This window comes from Rhodococcus sp. NPDC059234 (assembly GCF_042754225.1).
In the GTDB taxonomy this organism is placed as follows: domain Bacteria; phylum Actinomycetota; class Actinomycetes; order Mycobacteriales; family Mycobacteriaceae; genus Rhodococcus_G.
In genome coordinates, this window is the sequence record NZ_JBHZAH010000165.1 from 1 (window position 1) to 8,551 (window position 8,551).

The 8,551-nt window shown below is 65.8% G+C and carries 15 protein-coding genes; 14 read left to right on the forward strand and 1 reads right to left on the reverse strand.

What is annotated here, in order from left to right; genetic code table 11:
- Positions 1-181 precede the first annotated feature (181 nt).
- From rpsH to map, 9 genes are all read left to right on the forward strand, one after another.
- Complete coding sequence (rpsH, locus tag ACFXGJ_RS23000) at positions 182-580, forward strand: 30S ribosomal protein S8 (RefSeq protein ID WP_142100159.1); 399 nt, start codon at positions 182-184, stop codon at positions 578-580.
- Between the two features lie 14 nt (positions 581-594).
- The gene (gene rplF / locus ACFXGJ_RS23005) at positions 595-1,134 is read left to right on the forward strand and encodes a 50S ribosomal protein L6 (protein WP_378428633.1); all 540 of its coding nucleotides are present in this window, start codon (positions 595-597) and stop codon (positions 1,132-1,134) included.
- 1 nt (position 1,135) lies between these two features.
- Entirely contained in the window at positions 1,136-1,543 is a 408-nt protein-coding gene (rplR, locus tag ACFXGJ_RS23010) for a 50S ribosomal protein L18 (protein ID WP_378428635.1), read from the forward strand.
- A 31-nt stretch (positions 1,544-1,574) separates the two neighbouring features.
- Complete coding sequence (gene rpsE / locus ACFXGJ_RS23015) at positions 1,575-2,225, forward strand: 30S ribosomal protein S5 (protein ID WP_378428636.1); 651 nt, start codon at positions 1,575-1,577, stop codon at positions 2,223-2,225.
- Between the two features lie 2 nt (positions 2,226-2,227).
- The gene (rpmD, locus tag ACFXGJ_RS23020) at positions 2,228-2,407 is read left to right on the forward strand and encodes a 50S ribosomal protein L30 (RefSeq protein WP_378428638.1); all 180 of its coding nucleotides are present in this window, start codon (positions 2,228-2,230) and stop codon (positions 2,405-2,407) included.
- A gap of 2 nt (positions 2,408-2,409) precedes the next feature.
- The gene (gene rplO / locus ACFXGJ_RS23025; RefSeq protein WP_378625364.1) at positions 2,410-2,850 is read left to right on the forward strand and encodes a 50S ribosomal protein L15; all 441 of its coding nucleotides are present in this window, start codon (positions 2,410-2,412) and stop codon (positions 2,848-2,850) included.
- A 205-nt stretch (positions 2,851-3,055) separates the two neighbouring features.
- On the forward strand, positions 3,056-4,378 hold the full coding sequence (secY, locus tag ACFXGJ_RS23030) for a preprotein translocase subunit SecY (RefSeq protein WP_378625367.1): 1,323 nt from the start codon (positions 3,056-3,058) through the stop codon (positions 4,376-4,378).
- Positions 4,375-4,920, forward strand: coding sequence for an adenylate kinase (locus ACFXGJ_RS23035; protein WP_378625370.1), 546 nt, complete (start codon positions 4,375-4,377; stop codon positions 4,918-4,920). Before secY ends, ACFXGJ_RS23035 begins: the two co-directional genes overlap by 4 nt.
- Before the next feature lie 9 nt (positions 4,921-4,929).
- Positions 4,930-5,721, forward strand: a complete 792-nt coding sequence (gene map / locus ACFXGJ_RS23040) for a type I methionyl aminopeptidase (RefSeq protein WP_378625374.1) — start codon at positions 4,930-4,932, stop codon at positions 5,719-5,721.
- Between the two features lie 76 nt (positions 5,722-5,797).
- Here map and dtd read toward each other — a convergent pair whose 3' ends face one another.
- Positions 5,798-6,253 carry a D-aminoacyl-tRNA deacylase gene (gene dtd, locus ACFXGJ_RS23045; protein WP_378625377.1) on the reverse strand — a complete coding sequence of 152 codons (456 nt, stop codon included), beginning with the start codon at positions 6,251-6,253 and terminating at the stop codon, positions 5,798-5,800.
- 198 nt (positions 6,254-6,451) lie between these two features.
- Between dtd and infA the strand changes: the two genes are divergently transcribed.
- From infA to rpsD, 5 genes are all read left to right on the forward strand, one after another.
- Positions 6,452-6,673: a translation initiation factor IF-1 gene (gene infA, locus ACFXGJ_RS23050; protein ID WP_003418601.1), complete on the forward strand. Its 222-nt coding sequence runs from the start codon at positions 6,452-6,454 to the stop codon at positions 6,671-6,673.
- A gap of 77 nt (positions 6,674-6,750) precedes the next feature.
- Positions 6,751-6,864, forward strand: a complete 114-nt coding sequence (gene rpmJ / locus ACFXGJ_RS23055) for a 50S ribosomal protein L36 (protein ID WP_025347279.1) — start codon at positions 6,751-6,753, stop codon at positions 6,862-6,864.
- Positions 6,865-7,090: 226 nt separating this feature from the next.
- Complete coding sequence (rpsM, locus tag ACFXGJ_RS23060) at positions 7,091-7,462, forward strand: 30S ribosomal protein S13 (protein ID WP_378428648.1); 372 nt, start codon at positions 7,091-7,093, stop codon at positions 7,460-7,462.
- Positions 7,462-7,875: a 30S ribosomal protein S11 gene (gene rpsK / locus ACFXGJ_RS23065; protein WP_005239680.1), complete on the forward strand. Its 414-nt coding sequence runs from the start codon at positions 7,462-7,464 to the stop codon at positions 7,873-7,875. The genes rpsM and rpsK overlap by 1 nt, the downstream gene beginning before the upstream one ends.
- A 21-nt stretch (positions 7,876-7,896) precedes the next feature.
- Complete coding sequence (gene rpsD, locus ACFXGJ_RS23070) at positions 7,897-8,502, forward strand: 30S ribosomal protein S4 (RefSeq protein WP_378428650.1); 606 nt, start codon at positions 7,897-7,899, stop codon at positions 8,500-8,502.
- Positions 8,503-8,551 lie beyond the last annotated feature (49 nt).

Below are 8,551 nucleotides of genomic sequence, written 5' to 3' on the forward strand. Positions count from 1 at the left end.
GTTCGCAAGAGCTCCTGGTGACCGAAGAGGCTCCGGCTCACGCCGGAGCCTCAGCCGGTTTCCCGGCACACACACTTCCGGTTCGTAACCTCGGGCCGGGAAATGGAAAGACCCACTTCGCGATAGGCCTGCGCTGGCAACAGCAGAGGGAACCGTGGCGAGAAAGGTTCAGGTCAACCTCATGACCATGACTGACCCCATCGCAGACTTCTTGACGCGTCTGCGCAACGCCAATTCGGCGTACCACGATGAGGTGAAGCTTCCCCACTCGAAGATCAAGGCGAACATCGCCGAGATCCTCAAGCGCGAGGGCTACATCTCCGACTTCCGCACCGAGGACGCCGAGGTGGGCAAGACCCTCATCGTCGACCTGAAGTACGGACCCAGCCGTGAGCGCAGCCTCGCGGGTGTCCGGCGCGTTTCCAAGCCCGGTCTCCGGGTTTACGCGAAGTCCACCAATCTGCCCAAGGTCCTCGGCGGTCTGGGCGTGGCGATCATCTCCACGTCCACTGGCCTGCTCACCGACCGTCAGGCGGCCAAGCAGGGCGTGGGCGGCGAAGTCCTCGCCTACGTCTGGTAAGGGAGGCCACCACAATGTCGCGTATTGGAAAGATTCCGGTCACCGTCCCCGCGGGCGTTGACGTCAACATCGACGGCCAGGACGTGTCGGTCAAGGGTCCCAAGGGCACCCTGTCGCTGACCATCGCCGAGCCGATCGCAATCGCCAAGGGCGAGGACGGTGCCCTGCTGGTCACCCGTCCCGACGACGAGCGTCGCAGCCGCGCGCTGCACGGTCTGTCGCGCACCCTGGTCGCGAACCTCATCACCGGTGTGACCGAGGGCTACACCACCAAGATGGAGATCCACGGCGTCGGCTACCGCGTCGCACTCAAGGGCAAGGACCTCGAGTTCGCGCTGGGCTACAGCCACCCCGTGCCGATCGAGGCGCCGGAGGGCATCACCTTCGCAGTCGAGACGCCCACCCGCTTCTCGGTCTCCGGCATCGACAAGCAGAAGGTCGGCCAGATCTCGGCCAACATCCGTCGTCTGCGTCGTCCCGACCCGTACAAGGGCAAGGGCGTTCGCTACGAGGGTGAGCAGATCCGCCGCAAGGTCGGAAAGACGGGTAAGTGATATGAGTCAGACTGCAAACCAGAAAGCCAAGCGGATCCCGCTGGGCAAGGATGCGTCCACCACGCGTCGTCTCGCGAAGACGCGTCGTCACTTCCGTCTGCGCAAGAAGGTCTCCGGCACGCCCGAGCGTCCCCGCCTGGTCGTGAACCGCTCCTCGCGCCACATCCACGTCCAGCTCGTGGACGACCTCGCCGGCCGTACCCTGGCCGCGGCGTCGACCACCGAGGCGGACCTGCGTGCGGCCGAGGGCGACAAGAAGACCCTCAGCGCGAAGGTCGGTCAGCTGATCGCCGAGCGCGCGAAGGCCGCCGGCGTCGAGGCCGTCGTCTTCGACCACGGCGGACACGGCTACCACGGTCGCATTGCGGCCCTGGCGGACGCCGCTCGCGAAAGCGGGTTGAAGTTCTGATGATGAAGCTCACGAATGGAAGGACAGTCTGATGCCGGGACGTCAGAGGCGTGACGGCGGCAGCGGACCCGCCGGACAGAATGGCCCCAACACCGGGGACAACCGTGGCGGCGGCGACCGTCGTGGCGGCGGCCGTGACGATCGTCGCGGCGGCCAGTCGGCCCCGAAGTCGGACCACCTCGAGCGCGTTGTCGCGATCAACCGCGTGTCGAAGGTCGTCAAGGGTGGTCGGCGCTTCAGCTTCACCGCCCTGGTGATCGTGGGCGACGGCAACGGACTCGTCGGCGTCGGCTACGGCAAGGCCAAGGAAGTTCCCGCGGCCATCCAGAAGGGTGTCGAGGAGGCTCGCAAGGGCTTCTTCCGCGTTCCCCTCATCGGCAACACCATCACCCACCCGGTTCAGGGCGAGGCAGCGGCTGGCGTCGTCATGCTGCGTCCGGCCAGCCCGGGTACCGGTGTGATCGCCGGTGGTGCGGTGCGCGCCGTGCTCGAGTGCGCGGGCGTCCACGACATCCTCGCCAAGTCGCTCGGTAGCGACAACGCGATCAACGTCGTGCATGCAACTGTTGCCGCCCTCAAGGGTCTGCAGCGTCCGGAGGAGGTGGCCGCTCGTCGCGGTCTGCCGCTCGAGGACGTTGCCCCGGCCGGCATGCTGCGTGCACGTGCGGGACAGGGAGTCTGATCATGGCCGAACTGAAGGTCACCCAGGTCAAGAGCTCGATCGGGACCAAGCAGAACCAGCGCGACAGCCTGCGGACGCTCGGCCTGAAGGGCATTCGTCAGACCGTTGTCCGTGAGGACAACGCTCAGAACCGCGGTCTGATCAACGTGGTTCGCCACCTCGTCACAGTTGAGGAGGTCTAACCATGACCATCAAGCTGCACCACCTCCGCCCCGCGCCGGGCTCCAAGACCGACAAGACTCGCGTCGGTCGCGGTGAAGGCTCGAAGGGCAAGACCGCCGGTCGTGGCACGAAGGGCACCAAGGCCCGCAAGAACGTGTCCGCCGCCTTCGAGGGTGGACAGATGCCGCTGCACATGCGTCTGCCCAAGCTCAAGGGATTCAAGAACCCGTTCCGGACCGAGTACCAGGTCGTCAACGTGGGCGACATCGCCCGACTGTTCCCCAACGGTGGAACGATTGGCGTTGCCGAGCTCGTCGAGGCCGGCGCGGTTCGCAAGAACCAGCTCGTCAAGGTTCTCGGCGACGGCGAGCTCACGGTTGCCGTTCAGGTCACCGTGGACAAGTTCACCGGATCCGCCAAGGAGAAGATCGTCGCTGCAGGTGGCACCGCCACCGAGCTGTGATCAGGCTCTGACAGGACACGATGGCCGCAGTACAGCCCTCACGGGTGGTGCTGCGGCCATCTGTCTTGCGGCCAGATGCACTTGCGTTGTGCACCAATGTGGCATTGCCCGACTGTTTGCTCGGGGGCCACTGCTAAAGTTCTAGCGTTCATTGCACCGTCGAGCACTTCCGCTCACAATCACCCCGTCGTGCCCAGGAGGATCTTTGCTTTCCGCCTTCGTCTCGGCCCTCAGGACTCCAGACCTGAGGCGGAAGATCCTCTTTACTCTCGGGATCATCGCGCTCTACCGCTTCGGTGCCCACCTGCCCTCGCCGGGCGTCGACTACTCGAACGTCAAGGCGTGTATCGACCAGGTCTCGGGCGGTGAGTCGGCGGGCATCTACTCGCTGATCAACCTGTTCTCCGGCGGCGCGCTGCTGCAGCTGTCGGTGTTCGCGATCGGCATCATGCCGTACATCACGGCGAGCATCATCGTGCAGCTGCTCACCGTGGTCATCCCCAGGTTCGAGGAACTCCAGAAGGAGGGCCAGTCGGGCCAGGCGAAGATGACGCAGTACACGCGTTACCTCTCGGTCGCGCTGGCCATCCTGCAGTCGACCGGCATTGTCGCGCTGGCCGCCCGCGGCCAGCTGCTGCAGGGCTGCCAGCAGGAGATCATCGCGGACCAGTCCATCTTCGGCCTGGTCATCATCGTGCTCGTCATGACCGCCGGTGCGGCCATGGTGATGTGGTTCGGCGAGCTGATCACCGAGCGCGGCGTCGGCAACGGCATGTCGCTCCTGATCTTCGCCGGTATCGCCTCGCGCATCCCGTCTGAGGGCAAGAGCATCCTCGACAGCCGCGGCGGCCTGGTGTTCGGCCTCGTGTGCCTCGCGGCCCTCGCGATCATCGCCGGTGTCGTGTTCGTCGAGCAGGGCCAGCGCCGCATCCCGGTGCAGTACGCCAAGCGGATGGTCGGGCGGAAGATGTACGGCGGCTCGTCGACGTACCTGCCGCTCAAGGTCAACCAGGCCGGCGTCATCCCGGTGATCTTCGCGTCGTCGCTGCTGTACCTGCCGAACCTGATCGCCCAGCTGACCGGTGCGAGCACGGCGACCGACCCGAGTTGGTGGCAGAAGCTCATCCAGCAGTACCTGGTGAACCCGGCGAACCCGGTCTACATCCTCATCTACTTCTCGCTCATCGTCTTCTTCACCTACTTCTACGTCGCGATCACGTTCAACCCCGAGGAACGCGCGGACGAGATGAAGAAGTTCGGTGGGTTCATCCCCGGCATCCGGCCCGGGCGTCCGACTGCGGACTACCTGAACTACGTGCTCAGCCGCATCACCCTGCCCGGCGCGATCTACCTCGGCACGATCGCCGTCCTGCCGAACCTGTTCCTCGACATCGGTAACTCGGGGGGAGCGCAGAACCTGCCGTTCGGCGGTACCGCGGTCCTGATTATGGTCAGTGTTGGCCTCGACACCGTGAAACAGATCGAAAGCCAACTCATGCAGCGCAACTACGAAGGGTTCCTCAAGTGAGACTCGTCCTCCTTGGTCCTCCCGGTGCCGGCAAGGGCACTCAGGCCGCCATCCTCTCGGAGAAGCTCGGCGTTCCGCACATCTCGACGGGCGACCTCTTCCGCGCGAACATCGGGCAGCAGACCGCGCTCGGCCTCGAGGCGAAGAAGTACCTGGACGCCGGCGATCTGGTGCCCAGCGAGATCACCAACAACATGGTCAAGGCACGGGTCTCCGAGCCGGACGCGGTGAACGGCTTCCTGCTCGACGGTTTCCCGCGCACCGTGGACCAGGCCCAGGCGCTGGAGGACATCCTCGCCGGCCTGAACGCCAAGCTCGACGGCGTGCTCGCCTTCGACGTCGACGACGAGGTTGTCGTCGAGCGGATGCTGGCGAGAGGCCGCGCCGACGACACGGAGGACGTCATCCGGAACCGGATGCGCGTCTACCGCGAAGAGACCGCGCCGCTGCTCGACCACTACGCGGGCAGCATCGTGACCGTCGACGCCGTCGGTGCAGTCGACGAGGTCAACGCCCGCGCGCTCGCTGCGCTCGGCAAGTAAGAGGTCACCGTGGGGTTTCGTCGCAAGAAGGTCGTTCCGTTCCGCTCCGCCGGTGAACTGGACGCGATGGCAGCGGCGGGCGCGATCGTCGGCGCGACCCTGGTCGCGGTGCGCGCGGCCGCGAAGCCCGGGGTGAGCACGCTCGAACTCGACCGGATCGCGGAGCAGACCATTCGGGATGCGGGCGCCGTCCCGTCCTTCCTGGGCTATCACGGCTTCACCGGCTCGATCTGCTCGTCGGTCAATGATCGTGTGGTGCACGGCATCCCGTCGGCCGACGACATCCTCGCCGAGGGCGATCTGGTGTCGATCGACTGCGGCGCGATCCTCGACGGCTGGCACGGCGATTCCGCGTGGACCTTCGGGGTCGGCGAGATCTCCGACGCCGACCGCGACCTCAGCGAGGCCACCCGACTGTCGATGGACGCGGGAATCAAGGCGATGCTGCCGGGCAACCGGTTGACGGACGTCTCGCACGCGATCGAACTCGGCACCCGCGCCGCCGAGAGTGCCCACGGCCGCAGCTACGGCATCGTGGACGGCTACGGCGGCCACGGCATCGGTCGTGAGATGCACATGGACCCGTTCCTCGCGAACGAGGGCAAGCCGGGCAGGGGTCCGGAGCTGGTGGTCGGGTCGGTGCTCGCCATCGAGCCGATGCTGACTCTCGGGACCACCGAGACCGAGGTGCTCGACGACGACTGGACGGTCGTGACCATCGACGGCTCGCGCGCCGCGCACTGGGAGCACACCGTCGCGGTCACCGAGGACGGTCCGCGGATCCTGACGCTGCGTCCTTAGACAGTTTCGACACCCGAACGGGCATCCACGGCCATCCCGGCCGAGGGTGCCCGTTCGTCGTGTGGCCTCGCGGCCGTCAGGACTCCAGCAGGAGGGTGACCGGGCCGTCGTTGACCGAGGCGACCCGCATGTGGGCACCGAAGTGGCCGGTCTCGACCGTCGCGCCGAGCGCCCGCAGTGCCTCGGCGAACGCGTCGACCAGCGGCTCGGCGACCGTCCGCGGCGCGGCGGCGGACCAGGACGGGCGCCGGCTCTTTCGGGTGTCGGCCAGCAGGGTGAACTGGCTGACGACCAGGATCGGTGCGTCGATGTCGGACGCGGACCGCTCGCCACCGCGAGGGTCCTTCGACTCGCTGTCGAAGATCCGCAGCCTCCACACCTTCGCGGCGAGGGCGCTCGCGACCGAGGGGTCGTCGTCGTGGCCGACGCCGAGCAGGACCAGCAGTCCCTGGCCGTCCGGGTCGATGCGTGCGACCGTCCGGCCGTCCACCTCGACGGACGCGGAGGTCACACGCTGGACGACGGCACGCACGCGGGGGGTTCCTTTCGCGGCGGGCCGCATTTGGCCTGGTGGGAGAACTCCGGTAGGATAGATCAACGGTGCGCCCTGCGTACCGGTCGTTTGCTGTTCTCGGAGACCTCGGTCGCCCGAGGTGCCGCTCGCCCGGTTCTTTCACGCGCGTGCACCACCGTAACGGAGAACGATGCCCACCAACGGATCGCGGAGGATATGGCTAAGAAAGACGGAGCCATCGAGGTCGAGGGACGCGTAGTCGAACCGCTGCCCAATGCAATGTTTCGCATTGAGCTCGAGAACGGCCACAAGGTCCTCGCGCACATCAGCGGCAAGATGCGTCAGCACTACATTCGCATCCTGCCGGAAGACCGTGTCGTCGTAGAGCTCTCGCCCTACGACCTTTCTCGCGGTCGCATCGTCTACCGGTACAAGTAACGCACTTCCCGGACCACTCCTGGTCTGGGAGACCCATGTCCACCCCCGGTGGGCGACACACAGGAGATTAGACAGACGTGAAGGTTCAGCCGAGCGTCAAGAAGATCTGCGAAAAGTGCAAGGTGATCCGTCGTAACGGTCGGGTCATGGTGATCTGCGACAACCTGCGTCACAAGCAGCGTCAGGGCTAGATCACAGCTTTTCGGATCGGCTTGGCAACAAGCAAAGAAGACCTTCCAGCACCAGCCGACGTCCACGGCCATCGGACTCTCGAGTCCACCGGCAGGCGTAGGTCTACCCCCGGCACGGAGGCCGGGGCCCCACTGAGTTAGTTGAAAGACGTATCCGGAGTCTGACTTTCGGATGGCACAGGGGATGGACTGGGAGCAGACCTCCGCACACCGATAGGAATGCCACATGGCACGTCTCGCAGGTGTTGATCTTCCTCGCGAAAAGCGCATGGAGATCGCACTGACCTACATCTACGGCGTTGGCCGTACCCGCTCCAAGGAGATCCTGGCAGCGACGGGTGTCAACCCGGACCTGCGCAGCAAGGACCTCACGGACGAGGACCTGACCAAGCTCCGCGAGTACATCGAGGAGTCCCTCAAGGTCGAGGGTGACCTCCGCCGCGAGGTGCAGGCCGACATCCGTCGCAAGATCGAGATCGGCTGCTACCAGGGCCTGCGCCACCGTCGTGGTCTGCCCGTGCGTGGACAGCGCACCAAGACCAACGCTCGTACCCGTAAGGGCCCGAAGCGCACGATCGCAGGGAAGAAGAAGAAGTAATGCCCCCTAAGTCACGTAGCACCGGTCCGAAGAAGACCCAGAAGGCGCGTCGCAGGGACAAGAAGAACGTCCCGCACGGTGCCGCTCACATCAAGAGCACCTTCAACAACACGATCGTGTCCATCACGGACCCGGCCGGCAACGTCATCTCCTGGGCGTCGTCGGGCCACGTGGGCTTCAAGGGTTCGCGTAAGTCGACCCCGTTCGCCGCTCAGCTGGCCGCCGAGAACGCTGCCCGCAAGGCGCAGGAGCACGGCGTGAAGAAGGTCGACGTCTTCGTCAAGGGCCCCGGCTCGGGACGCGAGACCGCGATCCGCTCGCTGCAGGCTGCTGGCCTCGAGGTCGGCACCATCTCCGATGTCACCCCTCAGCCGCACAACGGCTGCCGTCCGCCCAAGCGGCGTCGGGTCTAGCGGGAAGGAAAGGTTTAGAAAATGGCACGTTATACCGGCCCCATCACCCGCAAGTCGCGTCGTCTGCGCGTCGACCTCGTTGGAGGCGACCAGGCGTTCGAGCGTCGCCCCTACCCGCCGGGCCAGCACGGCCGCGCGCGGATCAAGGAGAGCGAGTACCTGCTCCAGCTGCAGGAGAAGCAGAAGGCCCGCTTCACCTACGGCGTCATGGAGAAGCAGTTCGTCCGCTACTACAAGGAAGCGGTGCGTCGCCCGGGTAAGACCGGCGAGAACCTGCTGCGCATCCTCGAGACCCGTCTCGACAACGTCGTGTACCGCGCCGGCCTGGCTCGTACCCGTCGTCAGGCTCGTCAGCTCGTGAGCCACGGTCACCTTCTCGTGAACAACAAGAAGGTCGACATCCCCAGCTACCGCGTCTCCCAGTACGACATCATCGATGTCAAGGAGAAGTCGCTGAGCACGCTGCCGTTCCAGGTTGCCCGCGAGACCGTCGGCGACCGCCCGGTTCCGGGTTGGCTGCAGGTTGTTCCGGGTCGCCTCCGCGTCCTGGTCCACCAGGAGCCGGAGCGCGCGCAGATCGACGTGCCGCTCCAGGAGCAGCTGATCGTGGAGCTGTACTCGAAGTAATGCCTTTCGACCCGTGCGCCTTTCCGGTGGCTCCGGCCACCGGAAAGGC